Source organism: Flavobacteriales bacterium (assembly GCA_026129465.1).
Classification (GTDB): domain Bacteria; phylum Bacteroidota; class Bacteroidia; order Flavobacteriales_F; family PHOS-HE28; genus PHOS-HE28.
On record JAHCIA010000001.1, the window covers coordinates 1,079,178 to 1,097,967 of the forward strand.

Here is an 18,790-nt window from a genome sequence, read left to right on the forward strand (position 1 = left end):
ATGACACGCCGCTGGCATACCGCCCTGTTCTGGTCGCTCTTCGTGGTGGCCGTGCTGCTGGCCTGGCTGTACCACCGCAATTGGATGCCCGTGGCGCGCGGCGACCTGGACCCCGCGCTCTTCTCGCGCGGCATCGCCACCCCGCTGCTGCTCTGGCTGAATGGCTACCTCGGCGTGTTCTTCAACCTGCAGTTCCTCGGCACCATGGGCATCTTCGCCCTGCCGTTGATCGTGCTCGCCATCCTTTGTTGGCAGCGGCTCGAAACCTGGCAGCGCGGCCTGCTGGTCTTCACCCTGCTCGCCGTGGTGGTCATCGGCGCCTTTGGTGGATTCAACTACCGCTACGCGCTCACCTTGCAGCCGCTCTTCACCGTGGCGGTGCTCGCCGTGGTGTGGCGGGCCCTGCCTGCAGGCCAGCGCGCATGGGCCGTGGCGGGCCTGGCGGCGCTTTCGGTCCTCAACACCGGGCTGTCGTTGGAGCATCGCCAGCGCACGTGGCATGCGGAGCCGACCTTCTCCTCACCCGATACCAGACCCGGCACGATGAAGGAGCGCCTGGACAGCAGCCCGCGCGATCTCGAAGGCTGGCTTTCCCACCATGGCGTGGCCCCCACCGATACCGTGCTGGTGAACAACCTGCCCGTGTGGTACTATGTCACCGACCGGCCGGGCATCTACTACTGGTGCGGCAGCGATCAACTGTTCCTCGCCGATGGCAAGCCCCTGCTGATGCATGGCCGCAGCGACGAGGAGGTGGTCCGCTACCTGCTGGATTCGCTGCATTGCCGGCACATCTTCTCCACGGTGGAATACAACGGCTATGCCCCGCGCTGGGTGGACCTGCTGGAACGGCACGCGGTGTTGCTGGCCGAGGATGACCGGGGCCATACGCTGCACCGGCTGAAGGATACATTTGGCCGTTGACCATGCGGCCGCCGAAGGGCAAGTTCACCACGGACCTGATCTGGAATGCCGGGGCCTTCGGCTTGAGCGCCTTGTTCGGCGTGCTGGTCAACCTGCTCATCGTGCAGGCCTACGACGCTGCCGCGCTGGGCGTCTTCAACCTGGTCTATGCGGTCCACATCCTGCTGAGCCAGCTCGCCGTGGGTGGAACGCATCTCGCCGTGCAGGCCTTCGTGCCGCGCGAACTCGCCGCCGGGCGCCGCGCCGATGCCCAGGTGAGCGCCTCGCTGATCCTGGCCACCGCCACCTCATTCGCCGTGATGGGCATCGCCTGGCTCGGACAAGGACTTCCAGGCCGGTGGTTCAGCAGCGATGATGTGCTGCGCGCCTTCCCCTTGGTGGTGCCCGGCCTGCTCTTCTTCTCCTGGAACAAGATCATGCTGAGCTTCCACAATGGCGCCCGCCGCATGCGGCTGTTCGCGGTGTTCCAGCTGCTCCGCTTCACCTTGATCTTCGCCGGTGTGCTCTATCTCGCGGCGCTCGACGCACCGGCGTGGCGGCTGCCGGTGACGCTCTTCTGGACGGAGGCGATCCTGACGCTGGTGCTGCTGCCCATCACCCTGCGTTTCTGGCGCCCTTGGAACGGCAGCGGTCTGCGCCTGGCGCTGCGCGAGAACTTCCGCTTCGGCAACCGGGCACTCGCCGGCAACCTCCTGCTGGACGTCAACACCCGGGTGGACGTCTTCATGCTCGGTATCTTCATGAGCGATGCCGCCGTGGGCCTGTACAGCTTCGCCGCCACCGTGGCCGAGGGCGTGTTGCAACTGCCGGTGCTCTTCCGCAACAACATCAACCCCGTGCTCACGCGTGCCTGGCATAAGGGCGGCGCGGCCTTGCTGGGCAAGGTGATACGCCGCAACCGCAAGGCCTTCTTCCGCCTGCTCGCGCCGCTGGTGCTGCTGACCATACCGCTCTTCCCGCTCGCCCTGTGGGTGCTGGGCATGCGGGAGCAGCCCATGACCGTCTGGGCCGTGTACGCCATCCTCGCGCTGGGCATCGCGCTCAGCAGCGGCCACCAGGCCTTCCTCATGCTTTTCGGGCAATTGGGGAGGCCCGGCACCCAAACGCTCTTCATCACGGGCTTCTTCCTGAGCAACGTGTTGCTGAACCTGGCATTGATCCCCCTGCTCGGCATCCATGGCGCCGCGCTGGCCACGGCCCTCTCCTTCCTGGTGATGGCGCTGCTGCAACGCATGCTCGCCACACGCGTGCTCCACATCACCGATCTGTAAATGGCCAACGGCGGGGTCTCCTTCAAGCGCGGCATGGCCACCCTGTTGGGCGGTACCGCGCTCGCGCAGGTCATCCCCTTGCTCGCCGCGCCGCTGCTCACACGCCTCTACACCCCTGAGCAGTTCGGCGCCCTGGCCATCCTGCTGGCCGTGGCCAACCCCTTCAGCCTGCTGATCTGTGGCCGCTACGAACTCACCGTGGTGCTGCCCCGCGAGGACACCCGCGCCAACACCCTCGCACACCTGGCGCTCGTGCTCGCGGTGATCGTATCGACCGTACTGGCCGTCGCCCTGCGAATGTTCCGCGAACCGCTCGCCGCATGGCTCGGCGGTGGGGTCGCGCTGGTCCCGATCGCCCTGGCCCCGGTGCTCATCCTCTTGATGGGCGCCTTCCAGCCACTCAACAACTGGCTGATCCGCAAGCAGGCCTTCGGCGCCATGAGCGTGAACAAGATGACGCAGACCACGGGCATCACGCTGGTATCGCTGGCGCTGGGCTGGTGGGCGCATGCGCATGGCCTGATGATCGGCTACATCGCGGGCTGGGCGGCCTACTTCGCCGTAGGCGCGATGCAGGCGCGGTGGAAGGGTTTCCACTTCCGGCCCATGGCCATGGGCGATATGCGCGCCGCAGCGGCCGAATACCGGAGCTTCCCGCTTTACAACGCGCTGCCCGCCGTGCTCCACACCGCCACGCTCAGCATTCCGGTCTTCTTCCTGAGCCGCGTTTTCGATGAAGAGGTCACCGGCCAGTTCAACCTTTGCCGGCAGACGATCTTCCTACCCGTCACCTTCATCGCCACGAGCTTCATGCAGGTGTACATGCAACGCGCCAGTGGCACCGTGGCCCAAGGCCTTGCCGTGATGCCCACCCTGCTGAAAGGCTTGCGTGCCCTCGCCTGGCCCGCGATCGCGCTGGTGGTGGTTCTCGTGGCCGGCGGGCCATGGCTCTTCACGCTGGTCTTCGGCGGACCCTGGGCCGAAGCCGGGACGTACGCGCGCATCCTGGCGCTGCCGATCGCCCTCCAATTCGTGGTGATGCCGCTCACGCCCCTGCTGCCCGCGCTCCACCGGATCGGTGGATACAGCGCGTGGCAGGTCGCGTATTTCCTCGCTGTGCTCGCGCTGGGCGTGGCGGCCTATGCGCTGCCCATGCATTACCTCATCGCATTGGCGGCGGTCGAGTCGCTCTGCTTCATCGTCCTCGGGGCGTTCATCCTGAGATCCGCCATGCGCCACGACGCGGCGTTGCATGCCCATGGAGTCTGACACCAAGCCGATGATCGACCGCTTGCGACGCGTCCTGTGGATCGCCGTGCTGACCGCGATGCCGTTGTGGCCCGATGCGCTGCCGGCACTGGTCGCAGCGCTCTTGCTGGCCATGGCGCCCTGGGAGAAGCCACGCGGGACCTGGTCATGGCCCTCCTGGCGCGGAGCGCTGCCCTGGCTCGCGGTCTACTACCTGTGGCATGTGGCGGGCATGCTGTGGAGCGAGGACCATGCGCATGGACTTTTCGATCTGGAGGTGAAGGCGCTGATGCTGCTTGTGCCGCTGATCTTCGCCTGGGGATCCGGTGCATGGCAGCGCCACACGGTCTTCGCCGGACGCGTGTTCGTGCATACGGTCGCGATCACTTTCCTCGCCTTGTTGCTGCGTTCCTCGTGGCTCTTCATCACCGAATTGCGACTGCGGGACGAAGGCATCTACCTCGAAGGACTTCCCTACACGAACATCTTCTTCACCAGCTACTACTCGCCCTGGCTCCATCCCAGTTATCTGGCCATGTACGGTGTATTCGCCCTGGCGCTGCTGACGTGGACGGATCGCGAAGGAACCTGGCCCAAGCCCCTGCGTTGGCTTGAGCGGTACTTGTGGCCGGCGATGCTCGTGCTGGGCGTGGTCCTCACCGCGAGCAAGACCGGTTGGTCCGCGCTGTTGCTTCTGCTGCTGCATGTGCTCATCGCTCGCCGCAAGGACCACCGGCTCCGCCGGGCCGCGCTGGGCATCGCGCTCGGAGCGGCCATCGTGCTCGGTTCACTCATCGCCTCCTTCAGCACCGTGCGTGGCAAGATCACCGAGACCTGGGCGGCGCTCCGGCAGACCGATCCCGACGCGGATGACAGCAGTTCCGCGCGGAGGCTGGTATGGCGTGCTGGAGCATCCCTCGTAGCCGAACATCCCTGGTGTGGCACCGGCACCGGCGATGTGAAGAATGAACTGGTGCGCTTGTACGCGGAGCGCGGATACCGCCACCCGCTGGAGAAACGGCTCAACGCCCATTCGCAATTCCTGCAGACCGCCGTGGCATTGGGGCTGCCTGCGGCGCTATGGTCGCTGTCGCTCCTCTTGGTACCGCTGTACCACGCCCGGCGGGACGGGCGCCACATCGCGGTGTTCCTCCTCCTGCTCGCGGCGCTCAACTGGAGTGTGGAGTCCATGCTGGAAGTGCAGGCAGGCGTGGTGTTCTTCACCTTGTTCGCCGCGCTGTTCGCCAGCCCATCGTCGCAGCGAAGTGGGCCGTTGCGCATCATCCTCCTCACCCAGTACTTCCCGCCCGAAACAGGCGCGCCGCAGAACCGGCTCCTCGCCATGGCGAAGGGCCTGCGGGACAGAGGCGCCGAGATCACCGTGCTCACAGCCATGCCAAACTACCCGGACATGCGCGTCCACCAAGGCTACCGCGGCCGTTTCACCCTGCGGGAGCACATCGATGGCCTGGACGTGCGGCGCGTGTGGCTCTTCGTTTCGCGGGGACGCGGACTCTTCGCCCGCCTGTTGAACTACTTCTCGTTCGTGGGCACCTCGATCGTCTACGGCCTGCTCAAACTTCGTCGTGCCGACATCCTGCTGGTGGAATCCCCGCCGCTTTTTCTGGGGATCGCGGCCATCTGCCTGGCCCGCGTGAAAGGCGCCCGGCTGGTCTTCAACGTCAGCGACCTATGGCCCGAAAGCGCCGTGAAGCTGGGCCTCGTGAAGAACCGTCTCGCCATCGCCGTGAGCACCTGGCTGGAGATGCGTTGCTACCGCGCCGCGGCGCTCATCACCGGGCAAACGCAGGGCATCGTGGCCGATATCCAGCGACGCTGTCCGGGCAAGGACGTCTTGTGGATCCCCAATGGGGTCGATCTGGACCAGATCGAGGGCGTCGATCCCGCAGGCGCGCGTGAGCGCCATGGCATCGCATCGGACGCCTACGTGGTGGCTTACACGGGCATCATCGGCCACGCGCAAGGGCTGGAGGTGGTGCTCCGCGCGGCGGAACGACTGAGGGACGCACCACGCGTACAATTCCTCCTGGTCGGAGATGGACCCGAACGTGTTTCCTTGAGCAGGCTGGCCGGATCGATGGGGCTGGACAATGTGCGCTTCATCGCCCCCCTGCCCCGCACGGACGCCCTGACCCTGGTGGCCGCGAGTGATGCCGCCGTGATACCCTTGCGCAAGGAGAAGCTCTTCGAGGGCGCCATACCGTCCAAGATCTTCGAGGCCCTGGCGCTGGGCAAGCCCATCCTGCTGGGCGTGGAAGGCGAGGCGAAGGACCTGTTCATCGATCAGGGACATGGCGGGCTGGCCTTTGTGCCGGAGGACGATGCCGCGTTGGCGGATGCCGTTCGACGGCTCCTTGAAGAGCCGACGCTTGGCGCGCGCCTGGGCTCCCAGGGAGCCTCCTTTGTGCGTGAACGGTTCGACAGAAGCAGGATCACGGACATCCTATGGGAACGTGTACGGGTGATGCCGCGATGAGCCGTCCGCGGACCATCGACCTTTGAACTTCGTACCGGCCCACTTGTATTTTGTATGAACGATGCGACGCGAAGCAGCACTCTTCGACACGCTCGACGCCACCACCAGCACCAACGCCAAGGTGGACGCGTTGGCGGACTATTTCCGCGCAGCTGACGACACCGACAAGCTGTGGGCGGTGGCGCTGCTCAGCGGGCGAAGGCCCAAAAGACCTGTGACCAGTGCACAGTTGCGCCAATGGGCGGCCGAATCGAGCGGCATACCGGACTGGCTCTTCGAGGCCAGCTACCACGTGGTGGGCGACTTCGCCGAGACGGTGACGCACGTCGCGCCGCGCGGCCAAGCCATGGAGAAAAGCCTGTCGGAATGGGTGCGTTACGTGGAAACGCTGAAGGACCTTGCCGAGGAGGAGAAGTCCCACCGCATCAAGCAGGCCTGGTCGGGCTTGGAGGGCATGTCGCTCTTCGTCTTCAACAAGATCCTCACCGGCGGCTTCCGGATCGGGGTGGACCAGAAGGTGATGGTGAAGGGCCTGAGCAGGGCCACCGGCGTGGCGGAGGAGGTGATCGCACACCGCCTGATGGGCGACTGGGACCCGCACCGCACCAGCTTCCATGATCTGGTGCTGGGCACGCGCGCCGATGACGACCTGGGGCGCCCCTACCCCTTCCACCTGGCGCATGGTATCGAAGGTGTCGCGGGCACGGCGTCCGGAGCGGGTCTCGCGCGGCTTGAAGCGTTGGGCGACCCACACGCCTGGCAGGCCGAACACAAGTGGGACGGCATACGCGGCCAGATGATCGTGCGCGGTGGAAGACAGTACCTCTGGAGCCGCGGAGAAGAACTCGTCACGGACAAGTACCCCGAACTGGCCTCCCTGGCCGAAACACTGCCACCGGGCACCGTGATCGATGGGGAATTGCTCGCGTGGCGTGATGGTGCGCCATTGCCCTTCGGGGAAATGCAGAGGCGGATCGGCCGCAAGACCCCCGGAAAGAAGTTGCTGGCTGAAGTGCCCGTGGTGCTGATGGCCTACGACCTCCTGGAATTCGAAGGCCGCGACATTCGCCGATCGCCCTTGGATGAACGCCGCAGCTTGTTGGAGCGCGTGGTGGAACTGGCCGGAACGCCCGCCTTGTCGCTTTCCCCAGCGCTGCGGTGCTCGGGTTGGGAAGAGGTCCTGGCCCATCGGGAGACCGCCCGCCAGGTGGGCAGCGAGGGTATCATGCTGAAGCGGTTGGACAGCGCCTACGAGGTCGGTCGAAAACGCGGTGCGTGGTGGAAGTGGAAGCTGGAGCCGCTCACCATCGACGCGGTGCTCACCTACAGCATGCAGGGGCATGGCCGGCGCGCAGGTCTGTACACCGACCACACCTTCGGCCTGTGGCACGAGGGCCGGTTGGTCACCTTCGCCAAAGCCTACAGCGGACTGACCGACAAAGAGATGAAGGAGGTGGACGCCTTTGTGAAGAAGAACACTTTGGAGCGCTTCGGTCCCGTGCGGCAGGTGAAGCCCGAACTGGTGTTCGAGATCGCCTTCGAGGGGATCAGCGCGAGTACACGACACAAAAGCGGGGTGGCCGTGCGGTTCCCGCGCATCGCACGATGGAGGCACGACAAACCGTCGGAGGAGGCGAACACCCTGGAAGACCTGCGCCGGCTCGGCAATATCTCTTGAGCATCGACCACATGCCAGAAGAGAAAGACCCCACCAGTTATCACGATCTGGTCATCAAGGACGGCCGTTTCATCGGTCGCTTCGAGGAGATGTACCAGCTGTTCGACCAGCCCTGGATGCAGGACCAGCAACCCAATCCCTATTCCCGGGCCAGCGGTATCCTGCACATGCAGCGGTTCGGCATCCGTTCCGTGGTGGAGGTGGGTTGCGGCCTCGGCTACTATGCCGATCGCATCCAACAGGCCACCGGCGTTCGCTACTTGGGCTTCGATGTGGCACCCACGGCGGTGGCCAAGGCCAAGGCCAACTTCCCGCACCTGGACTTCCGCGTGGATGAGGTGAAGAACCTTGCGCATTACAAGGACTTCGCACCCGATGCCATCCTCTTCGCGGAGGTCACTTGGTATGTGCTGGACCAGTTGGACGAACTGTTCGAGCTCATGCTTACGCACTTTCCCGGCAAGTACTTCATCCACAACCTCGTCTTCTACAAGGGCACGCAGCGTTATGGCACCGAGCACTTCACCGACCTGAAGGAGTTCATGGCCCGGGTGCCCTTCGTACCGGTAGGCTGGATGGAGGCGAGCACCGAGACGGACAGCACGATCGAGACCAGCAGCATCTTCCGCATCGAGCGGAGAAGATGAACATGGATGCGCACCTGCTCGACTGGTTCGCCGCACAAGGTTGGAGCCCTCAGGACTTTCAGCGCGAGGTGTGGGCGCAGATGGCCGAAGAACGCAGCGGTTTGCTGAACGCGCCGACCGGCACAGGGAAGACCTATGCGGTGTGGGGCGGCGTGGTGAACCACGCACTTGTCACTCCGGGTCAAGCCCGGAGTCGCGACAAGCAAGGCCTTCGTGCCCTCTGGATAACACCCCTTCGTGCCCTGGCCGGCGAGATCGCGGATAGCGCGCAGCGCCTATGCGATGGCATTGGCCTGCCATGGACCGTGGGCGTGCGCACCGGCGATACCAGCACCAAAGAACGCGCTGCACAGAAGAAGACCCTGCCGCATTTGCTGGTCACCACGCCCGAGAGCCTGCATGTGCTGCTGGCCACCAAGGGCTACGCGGATCTCTTCAAGCACCTGGACTGGTTCATCGCCGATGAGTGGCACGAGCTGCTGGGCAGCAAGCGCGGCGTGCAGGTGGAGCTGGCCCTGAGCCGGCTGAAGGCCCTGCGGCCAAGACTGGGCATCTGGGGCATCAGCGCCACCATCGGGAATTTGGAGGAGGCGATGATGGTGCTGCATGGCACGGATCATCATCTGGTCCCCGGCACCGTCGACCCTCCGGGTCGACCTACCGGTGCCGGCGCACCCGTACTCGTGCGATCCACCATCCGCAAACCCATCGAGGTCCGTAGCATCATCCCCGAGGAGGTGAAGCGCTACCCTTGGGCGGGGCACCTGGGCCTGAAGCTGGCGCACCGGCTGCTGCCCATCATCGAGCACAGCACCAGCACGCTCATCTTCACCAACACCCGCGCACAGAGCGAGATCTGGTACCACCACCTGCTGAACATCGCGCCCGAGCTGGCCGGCACCATCGCGCTGCACCACGGCAGCCTGGACCGCGATGTGCGCGAATGGGTGGAACAGGCGCTGGACAAAGGCCGATTGAAGGCCGTGGTGTGCACCAGCAGCCTCGACCTGGGCGTGGACTTCCGCCCCGTGGAGACCGTGGTGCAGGTGGGCGGTCCAAAGGGCGTGGCGCGCTTCGTGCAACGCGCAGGCCGCAGCGGCCACCGCCCCGATGCCACCAGCCGCATCTGGTTCCTGCCTACCCATGCGCTGGAACTGGTGGAAGCCGCCGCGCTCCGCCAGGCCGCCGAAGAAGGCAGCCTGCCTGCCGGACAGGCAGGCATCGAAGCCCGCCAACCACTGTTCCGCTGCTTCGATGTGCTGGCGCAATACCTGATGACGCTCGCGGTGAGCGATGGCTTCTCCCCGGCCACGCTCTATGACGAGGTGCGCACCACCTGGTGTTTCCAGGACATCACCCCGGAGGAGTGGGACTGGCTGCTAACCTTCATCACCACTGGCGGCAAGAGCCTCACGGCCTATGAGGAGTTCCGCAAGTGCGTGGTGGATGCGGACGGCATGGTCCGCGTGCACGACAGGCGCGTGGCGCTGCGGCATAAGCTGAGCATCGGCACCATCGTGGGCAGCGAGAGCTACGCCGTGAAGCTCATCGGTGGTGGGCGCATCGGCACGGTGGAGGAATGGTTCATCAACCAATTGAAGCCGGGTGACGTGTTCTGGTTCGCGGGGCGCAGCCTGGAGTTCGTGCGCGTGCAGGGGCTGGTGGCCCAGGTGCGCAAGAGCCGCGAGCAGAAGGGCAGGATACCCAGCTGGCAGGGCGGAAGGATGCCGCTGAGCAGCTACATGGCGAAGGTGCTGCGGGCGCAGCTCACCGCCCCGGAGGGCAATGCCGAGATGTCCGCCGTGGAGCCCATCCTGGAACGGCAGCGCGAAACGAGCATCGTGCCCACGGAGGATGAGCTGCTGATAGAGCGCTTCACCAGCCGCGAGGGGCACCACGTGGTGATCTACCCCTTCGAAGGTCGCTTGGTGCACGAGGCCATGGGCGCGCTCCTCGCCTTCCGCATGAGTTTGCTGAAGCCCATCACCTTCAGCATCGCCATGAACGACCACGGCTTCGAGCTGCTCAGCGACCAACCGATCCCCATCGAGGAGGCGCTGGACAACGACCTGTTCAGCCCGCAGGATCTCCTGGCCGACCTGCAGCGCAGCCTGAACGCCACCGAGATGGCCAGGCGCAAGTTCCGGGACATCGCGAGCATCGCCGGGCTGGTGTTCAAGGGCATGCCCGGGCGCCCGCTGAAGGAGCGCCACATGCGGGCCAACAGCGGGCTCTTCTTCGACGTGTTCCGCGAACATGAACCCGACCACCTGCTGCTGCGCCAGGCCTACGACGAGGCCTTCGATATCCAGATGGAAATGCCGCGCATGCGCGAGGCCCTGGAGCGCATCGGCCGGCAAAGCAAGGTGCTGAAGGATCCCGGGCGCTTCACGCCCTTCGCCTTCCCGATCCTGGTGGACCGGCTGCGCGAAAAGCTGACCAGCGAGCAGTTGGAGGACAGGATACGGAAGATGACGGAGCGGTTGGAGAAGGCGTGAGCGCTCACTCAAGCTGCCCTCAGCCGACCAAGGTTCTGCGAAGGCTGCCTCTTCCGATCAGCCGTGTTCCAGCATCTTCGGGCTGAAACGATCGCCATGCGCCCACATTTGCGAACCATTCTCCCTGCCTTCACCATCCTCTCCACCTTCGCCTCCCTCCACGCCCAAGGCCCCGATCTCATCGGCTACTGGCACAACTGGAACGACGGCAGTGCCCCCTACCTGGAGCTGGCCGAGGTGGATGAGCTCTACACGGTGGTGTGCGTGAGCTTCGCCCTGCCCGCGCCCGGCACCACGTACGATATGGTCTTCGCCCCGCAGGAGACCACGCCCGCCACCTTCCTCGCCGATGTAGCGGCCCTCCAAGCGCAGGGCCGGAAAGTGCTCATCAGCATCGGCGGTGCCACGGGCACCATCCACTTGGACAGCGATGCGGAGCGCGACCAGTTCGTGGCCAGCCTGCTGGGCATCATCGCCACTTACGGTTTCGATGGCATGGACATCGACCTGGAGGGTGCCTCGGTGGCCATCAGCGGCGGCACCATCGCCAACCCTGTCGATGCGCGCATCATCCGCCTGATCGACGCGGTATACTCCATCGCCGACCAGTTCGAGAGCACCTACGGCGTGCCCATGATGCTCACTGCAGCACCGGAAACAGCCTACGTGCAAGGTGGCATGAGCGGCTACGGCGGCATCTGGGGCGCGTACCTGCCACTGCTGGACGCCTTGCGCGACCGGCTGGACATCCTGCAGGTGCAGCTGTACAACAGCGGCAGCATGTATGGCATCGATGGTGGCATCTACGAGCAGGGCACCGCCGACTTCATCGTGAGCCAGACCGAAGCGCTGCTGCAGGGCTTCCAGACCAGTGGCGGCTTCTTCGCACCATGGCCACCGGAGAAGGTGGCGATCGGCCTGCCCGCTTGTCCGCTGGCCGCTGGGGGGGGGTACGTGCCACCCACCGTGGTGGAGCATGCCGTGGCATACCTGCGTGGCACGGGGCCGCAGCCGGGAAGTTACCAGCGCGTGGCCACCTACCCCACCCTGCGTGGCCTGATGACCTGGAGCATCAACTGGGACGCGGTGGAAAGTTGCGGCGTGGCCGATGAGTTCGCACAGGTGTACGAGGACCTTTTCGGGGACATCAGCACTGGCGTTCCAGCAACAGCATCGAATGATCCGCGCATCTGGCCGGTGCCGGCCATGGCCGGTGCCGCACTGCGGATCGAGGGTATGCCGGCAGGACAGGCGCTCGAACTGCATGACATGGGCGGCAGGTCGATCGTGCGGACACAAGTGACCATGGACGGCACCTTCGTCACGCCCCATGACCTGCCGGCCGGCATATATGTGCTTCGCGCCAAGGATGGGAAGCACCGCTGGACGCTGCCCATGGTCCAGCCTTGACAGGAGGCATCTACCTTCGGCCCATGCTCACGGCCGAGATCGACGTCGCTGGCGAGAGATTGTTGCTCCACCCCCACCGCGCGCTGTTCTGGCCAAGGCTGCGCTGGCTGGTGCTGAGCGACCTGCACCTGGGCAAGGCGGCGCACCTGCGCAAGGGTGGACTACCGCTTCCCGAAGGCCAGGACGAGCGCACCATCGCACGGCTGCAGGAACTGGTGGAGACCTTCATGCCCGAGCGGATCGTCTTCCTCGGCGATATCTTCCACAGCAGCCACAACAGCGCCTGGGACCGTTTCGCGGCCTGGTGCACCGATCAGCGGGCAGCGCTCCATCTGGTGCCCGGCAACCATGACGTGCTGGCCGACAAGCGCTATGCGGAAGCGGGCATCCAGGTGGCCGACGATACGCTGGAGGAAGGACCCTTCGTCTTCGCGCACGAGCCGGCCGAACAACCGGGCGTGTACCGCCTGTGCGGACATCTCCATCCCGGTGTGGTGCTCAAAGGGCGCGGCCGCCAGCGCATGATGCTGCCCTGTTTCGTGTTCAGCGAACGCGTGGCCATCCTGCCGGCCTTCGGACTCAGCACCGGTCTGCTGGGCATGGCGCCTTCGGCCAGCGAGCGCGTCCATGCGATCACCGAGCGTGCCGTGATCGACGTGAGCACAATGACGGCCGGACATGCCTTGGTGCAGCCCTGAGCCCATGCGGATGAGCACTTCGCTGAAAGCCCTGCTGATCATGGCCGCCACGCTGGTGCTGCTCTTTGTGCTGGGCGACAGGTTGGGGCTGCGAACCGGCACACGCGATCCCCGCACGCATGTGCTGCTGTTGGACACCGCGGCGGTGACGTCCATCCACTTCGAGGACCGCGGCGCTGCACGCCATGACCTGTTGTTGCGGCGCACACCACAAGGTTGGGAACGTATCGCCACCCACGAGCAGGACCGCTCCCCCGATCAACAGGCACGCGAACTGTTGGGTCGTTTCCAGGAGTTGAAGGTGAAGCGCACCATGGGCATGATCCTGCTGCTTGGTGAACGCTACCGGCTGACCGAGGAAACGCGCTGCCGGATCACCTTCACCCTCGCCGATGGCCGCGAAGAGGCGTTGAACCTCGGCAGCGACACTTTCGCCCCCGGCACGGCACGCGCCTGGACCTACGTGAACGTACCCGGCGAGAAGGAGGTGTACGCCGTGGAAGGGCTGCTGGCACTGGGGCTGCGCTGGCCGGAGCAGGAATGAGCCGGTCGGCTCGGGCACAAGCACGACCTTTGGCCTTCCATGCACACGCGTCAACGTCCATACCGTCTGTTCGAGGCCCACGGGATCGAACTGGAGTACATGGTGGTGGACCGCGACACGCTGGACGTGCGTCCCCTGGTGGCGCAGCTCTTCACGGATGTGGTGGGATCGCCGGTGGCCGACGTGCCGCGCGGCACCATGGAATGGAGCAACGAACTCACCGACCATGTGGTGGAGGTGCGCAATGCGAAACCCGCCCGGCGCATCGCACCGTTGCGCAAACGTTTCGCCGCCGAGGTGAAGGCGCTGGACAAGGCCCTGGCGAAACACAACGCCATGTTGCTCCCCGGTGGCGCGCACCCCTGGATGGATCCCAAGCGTGAAACGGTGCTTTGGGCGCATGAGCACAGCGACGTCTACCGCACCTTCGACCGGCTCTTCGGCTGCCAGACCCATGGCTGGGCCAATACGCAGAGCACGCACCTGAACCTCTCCTTCGCCGGCGACCCTGAATTCACGCGCCTGCATGCCGCCGTGCGCCTGTTGCTGCCGATCATCCCGGCCATCGCGGCCTCATCGCCGATCCTCGACGGCCGCCCCACCGGCTTCCTCGACGCGCGCATGGAAGCCTACCTGCACGCCCAGGAGCGCATGCCCGAGATGATGGGCTCGCTCATCCCCGAAGCCGTCTTCAACGAGGAGGAGTACTACCGCGAGATCTACAGCCCCATCGCCCAGGTACTGGCCCGGCACGACGCGGTGGTGCAATTGCAGCACGAATTCGCCAATACGCGCGGTGCCGTGGCACGCTTCGACCGCGGAAGTGTGGAGATCCGCGTGATCGATGCGCAGGAATGCCCCGCCGCCGACCTCGCCATCGCGGAGTTCATCACCGTGGTGCTGAAAGCGCTCGCCAGCGGCCGCTGGGTGAGCACCTACCTGCAACGCGCCTGGCCCGAGAGCGATCTGCTCGCCATCTTCCTGCAGGTGATCAAGGACGCGGGCACCACCATGATCGCCAACCGGGACTACCTGCTCATGTTCGGGCTGATGAAGGAGGAACGCATGAGCGCCGCCAAGCTGTGGCAGCACCTCTTCGTGGAACTCTACGAGGAACTCTCGGAGGATGCCCGCCAGCACATCGGCTCCATCCTGGAACACGGCTGTCTGGCATCCCGCATCCTGAAGCACACGGGTCGCTCGCCCAGCCGGGAGAAGTTGCGCACCGTGTACCGCGAACTGGGCTCCTGCCTCCTGGAGGACCGGCTCTTCCTGTAGCCGTTCAGCGATCGCCCTCCTGGCTTGGTGCGCATGGGCGCGGTGCCCGTCGATGGCGGACAACCCGCCTCACCGCAGCGCGTATCCTGCGCAAAGCGCTGTGCCATGGAACGGCTGTTGCTCCCCGCCCTGATCGTCCTGACCAACCTGGCCGCACATGCCCAAGTCGGACCCGTGTACCACTGGTTGCTGGACGAAGATGCCGGTGCCGTAGCGCACGAGTGGGTGGGCGGTTCGCATGGCACCCTGACCGATGGTGCCTTGTGGGACCCCGCCGGCGGCAGGCACGGCGGCGCGGTCCGCTTCGATGGCGTGGACGACCGCATCCTGGCAGGACCCTGTGACCTCACCAACGGCGGCACGGGCATTACGCTGGCCCTGTGGGTGAAGCCCGACTTCGTCACCGGCATGGACCGCACCATCCTCGCCAAGGCACATGGCCCGCAAGTCAACGACGCCATCTGGTCCATCACCTTCGTCAACGCCAGTTCCATCCGCTTCCGCCTCCGCACCGGCGGTACCGTAGCGGAACTGAACACGGGCCCATCCTCGATCTTCAATGGTGTTTGGTACCATGTGGTGGCCAGCTACGACGGGGCCCATATGCGCGTGCATGTGAACGGCGCCCTCATGGGCTCCCTGGCGCGCAGCGGATCCATCGGGTTCCACCCCACGGCCGGCGTATCCATGGCCGCGCTGGGCAATGGCACACAACCTTTCTCCGGCTGGCTGGACGATGTGCGGATCTATGACCGTGGTCTCACCGAGATGGAGATCATCGACCTGCTCTTCGCCAATGTGCCTACGCACGTGGAGACCGCCTCCCCAACGCCGAGACAAGCCGGGCTCCTCGGCTGCCCCTCAGGAGCGTGGGAGCAAGTGACGGTGCTCGACGCCACGGGCAGGGTCACCTACGAGGCAGTCACGCTGACCGGTGATGCGCCCATGCCGCTGGCCAACCTGCCCAGCGGCATGCACCTGTTGCGGCTGCGCACCGGTGATCGAAAGTGCGTGCGGAAAGTGCATATACCCTGAAAAGCGAAGCCCCGCACGGCGACCGCACGGGGCTTCGATGGCGGAGCAAGGCGATCAGCGCACCACGCTGAAGCGGTGTTCGGCGCGGCCACTGTCCAGCACCAGCCGCAATACATAATGTCCATCCGCGAGGCGCGATACATCGATGCGGTGGCGGTCGGCATGCGGGCCACTGGATGGCGGCGACAGCACGATGCGGCCGGTCATGTCCACCACCTCGAAGCCCAGCAGGCGTGATCCGTTCAAGGTCACCAGCACGTTCAGTTCATCCACGGCCGGGTCCGGATAGACCGAGGTGACGCTTGGTGGTGGCAACTCGAACTGGCTCTGCGTGTTGATCACCTCATCCCAGAGTTGTACATCGTCCACAGCCGCTTCCACCAGACTGCCTCCATCCAGGTTCTGTCCCGGCCGGATGCTGTCGCTGGCATGGAACTTCAGCCGCACCTGCGCAGTGGGCGTCACATAGTCCTTCACCCGGAAGGCGTGGCGCCGCCAGCTGCGGTCGCTGGTCTTGGTATCCTCAATGGGCACCCAGGTGCTGCCACCGTTGTTGCTGATGTAGACCTGCCACCAGTCGGCGTTGGGGTTGGCCCCGTTGGGCGGGTTGTTGATGTACCAGCGGTAGTAGGTGAAAGTGGGATTGGTGTAGCCGGTGAGGTTGATGTTCGAGCTGATGAGCGTGGTGGTGCCGCCATCCACATCGGCTTCGCCCATACCGGCATTCGGACCTGACGCATTCTGCGTAACCCAGCAGAACTCTCCACCAGGCGTGTTCTGGAAGCCGGGCTGCACCATCACCGATCCGCTGAAGGATGGAACTGGTAAGGTGGCTTCCCACTGGCCCGTGGTGGCGTTGTCCGAAGGCAGGCCGGCGGTCCAGTTGCCGAGCTGATGGAGCATGTCCACGTCCTCGGTGGCGTGCAGCTCATAGCCCACCAGTATGTTGTAGGGGAGGTTCGGATCGGCCTGTGCGGCACCGATGGGCAGCACGCTGCTCAACTGGCCGAAGACGTCCTCCACCGCCAGGTAGTAGTAGATCACCGTGCCTTCCGGCTGCCCCGGGATATCGGCCGTGTAGATGTTGCCACCGGCGTTGGTCATCAGCACGCTGTTCCAGGTGGCCTCGTTGTTCACACGATAGAAGGCGCGCACGCCGGCCAGGTAAAGGCTGCCCGGGAAGGTGACCGTGACGTTGGCCGAGATGGGGATGGTGGTCTCGTACGGTGCCGTCTCCACGGACGTGTGGGTCATGTTCACATTGCTGAGCAGCGTGATGCCGTGGATGGCGAAACCCTCCACAATGGCGCCGCCGTTGGGCGTGCCGTTGGCGATGTTCCCGTCGTCATCGTCGGCCTGGAGCGCATCGATCAACACATCCCGGTAGGCCACGCCCTCCTGGCCATTGGCCATGGTGGCCTGCAGGCCGTTGTAGGCTTCCCGGAAGAGTTCCAGCGTAAGGCCCATGTTCCCGAGGAGCTGATAGGTGTCCCACCAGGCACCGGCGATGATCTCCCCATCAGCATGCACCTGGCCCACCAGGTCCACCGGGTAGACCTTGGGATCGATATCGTAGCGGCGGATGAAGGAGTTGTTGCTGTTCAGCTGCCAGCCCTGCGCCAGGATGGGGTAGTCCGTCAGGGTGAGCGCCCACACATCGGCGTAGCCCTCGTTCATGGCGCCGTTGTTGAAGCTGGCGCCGAGGCTCTGGTAGTACTTGTCGTTGATGCCATGTCCGTACTCATGGTACACCACGTCGCCCATGGTGGCCAGGGACCGGCAACCGCCACCCTGCGCGTAGAAATTGATCGAGGACCCGTCGTAATAGGCGTTGCAGGTGCCGGTGGTGAGGTCCACGCGCGTAGGCAGCACGATGTCCAGGCCGGTGAACTGCGGCAACTGCTGCTTCATGTGGTCATGGATGCGCTGCACGAACCAGTACGCGCTGCGTTCCTGGATGGTGGCGCTGTTGTCGAAGTTCACCGCATTGGCGCCCTCCTGCAGTGTCACATTGAAGGATGGTGTTGTGCCGTTGGTGGTCACATTGGCCCAGCGGCCGCGCAACTGCACGGTGGCCTGCACCGGACCCGGAATGCCCGTGGCGACCGAGCCATCCAACCCGGTGAAGAAGAAGTCCCCGTTGATGGTGAGCCGCAACTCGGGCAGCCCTTCCACGCTGGCGGGATGGAGGGCGCTGATGGTGTACGTGGTGGCGTCGACCTGGGCATCCGCGCCGCTGCCCCCGCCGCCATCGCCATGGTCATGCCCCTCATGGGTGCAGGAACGGTGGTCCACCACCTGGTTCCAGCGGTACCACAGCATGCCGGTGTGGGCGTCCACCCAGCACTGATAGCGACCGGGGTGGCCGGCGTCATCCGTATGCACGATCACCTCCTGCACCAGGCGATGCTCCATGGTGCGATCGCCCGGCACGGGCAGGATCCGCAGGCCGTTGTGCTCGATCTGCGTCACGTTGGGCAGGCCCCCGGAAGCGATCGCGGCCGCCTGCGCCGCACCCACGGTGGCCGTCAGGTCCAGGACGATCCCATCATGCACCTCGGTGCCGAAGGACACCACACGCCCTTGCGCATCAAGCTTCACCAGCAGGTGACTGTGCAGCACGGGCAATCCGGCATGCACCTGCTTGAAATGGACCCAGGTGTGTTTCGCGGTGGGCAGGGTGGCCATGTGGACCAGATCGTCCACCGGAATGCCGAAGGGCGCCAGCTTGTGCTGGATGAACCACCAGGCGCGGGCATCGGCATCGGCACCCACGGTGGGAATGGCCGGCCCGTAGGCGCGGTGCGGCTTCCAGGAAGCTTCGTTGAACTCCACGGCCCATTGGGGATGGGCATTCACGAAGTTCTTCCAGGCGGGCATGGTGCGCAGGTCGGCCTGCCACTGCACATCGGGCAGGACCTGTGGCCGGGTATGGACACGATTCACCTGATGGGGGTCATGGCCACCGGTGGCCGCTGAAACATTGAAGAAATGGAGGAACAGGGCGGCCGTCAGGAGGCCAACGTACTGATATCGCGACATGGGGTTCGGGTGTTGGGCAG

Annotated in this window: 13 protein-coding genes; 12 read left to right on the forward strand and 1 reads right to left on the reverse strand. The window is 65.1% G+C overall.

Annotated elements, in window-relative coordinates:
* The 12 genes from KIT10_04575 (at position 1) to KIT10_04630 (ending at position 15,728) form a co-directional block, all read left to right on the forward strand.
* Positions 1 to 924, forward strand: a complete 924-nt coding sequence (locus tag KIT10_04575) for a hypothetical protein (protein ID MCW5898525.1) — start codon at positions 1 to 3, stop codon at positions 922 to 924.
* Between the two features lie 2 nt (positions 925 to 926).
* Entirely contained in the window at positions 927 to 2,195 is a 1,269-nt protein-coding gene (locus KIT10_04580; GenBank protein ID MCW5898526.1) for a polysaccharide biosynthesis C-terminal domain-containing protein, read from the forward strand.
* Complete coding sequence (locus KIT10_04585) at positions 2,196 to 3,464, forward strand: oligosaccharide flippase family protein (GenBank protein MCW5898527.1); 1,269 nt, start codon at positions 2,196 to 2,198, stop codon at positions 3,462 to 3,464.
* Positions 3,454 to 5,940, forward strand: a complete 2,487-nt coding sequence (locus KIT10_04590) for a glycosyltransferase (protein ID MCW5898528.1) — start codon at positions 3,454 to 3,456, stop codon at positions 5,938 to 5,940. Before KIT10_04585 ends, KIT10_04590 begins: the two co-directional genes overlap by 11 nt.
* A gap of 61 nt (positions 5,941 to 6,001) precedes the next feature.
* Positions 6,002 to 7,618 carry an ATP-dependent DNA ligase gene (locus KIT10_04595; GenBank protein MCW5898529.1) on the forward strand — a complete coding sequence of 539 codons (1,617 nt, stop codon included), beginning with the start codon at positions 6,002 to 6,004 and terminating at the stop codon, positions 7,616 to 7,618.
* Positions 7,619 to 7,629: 11 nt separating this feature from the next.
* Positions 7,630 to 8,265: a class I SAM-dependent methyltransferase gene (locus tag KIT10_04600; GenBank protein MCW5898530.1), complete on the forward strand. Its 636-nt coding sequence runs from the start codon at positions 7,630 to 7,632 to the stop codon at positions 8,263 to 8,265.
* A complete protein-coding gene (locus KIT10_04605) occupies positions 8,262 to 10,763 on the forward strand; it encodes a ligase-associated DNA damage response DEXH box helicase (GenBank protein ID MCW5898531.1) in 2,502 nt (833 codons plus the stop codon). Before KIT10_04600 ends, KIT10_04605 begins: the two co-directional genes overlap by 4 nt.
* Before the next feature lie 96 nt (positions 10,764 to 10,859).
* Entirely contained in the window at positions 10,860 to 12,173 is a 1,314-nt protein-coding gene (locus KIT10_04610; protein ID MCW5898532.1) for a hypothetical protein, read from the forward strand.
* Between the two features lie 23 nt (positions 12,174 to 12,196).
* Positions 12,197 to 12,871 carry a ligase-associated DNA damage response endonuclease PdeM gene (pdeM, locus tag KIT10_04615; GenBank protein MCW5898533.1) on the forward strand — a complete coding sequence of 225 codons (675 nt, stop codon included), beginning with the start codon at positions 12,197 to 12,199 and terminating at the stop codon, positions 12,869 to 12,871.
* A gap of 10 nt (positions 12,872 to 12,881) precedes the next feature.
* Entirely contained in the window at positions 12,882 to 13,415 is a 534-nt protein-coding gene (locus KIT10_04620; protein MCW5898534.1) for a hypothetical protein, read from the forward strand.
* A 39-nt stretch (positions 13,416 to 13,454) separates the two neighbouring features.
* On the forward strand, positions 13,455 to 14,693 hold the full coding sequence (locus KIT10_04625; protein ID MCW5898535.1) for a glutamate--cysteine ligase: 1,239 nt from the start codon (positions 13,455 to 13,457) through the stop codon (positions 14,691 to 14,693).
* Between the two features lie 105 nt (positions 14,694 to 14,798).
* Positions 14,799 to 15,728, forward strand: coding sequence for a hypothetical protein (locus tag KIT10_04630; GenBank protein ID MCW5898536.1), 930 nt, complete (start codon positions 14,799 to 14,801; stop codon positions 15,726 to 15,728).
* A 54-nt stretch (positions 15,729 to 15,782) separates the two neighbouring features.
* Here the strand turns inward: KIT10_04630 and KIT10_04635 are convergent, their stop codons facing one another.
* On the reverse strand, positions 15,783 to 18,770 hold the full coding sequence (locus KIT10_04635) for a T9SS type A sorting domain-containing protein (GenBank protein ID MCW5898537.1): 2,988 nt from the start codon (positions 18,768 to 18,770) through the stop codon (positions 15,783 to 15,785).
* Between the last annotated feature and the right edge of the window lie 20 nt (positions 18,771 to 18,790).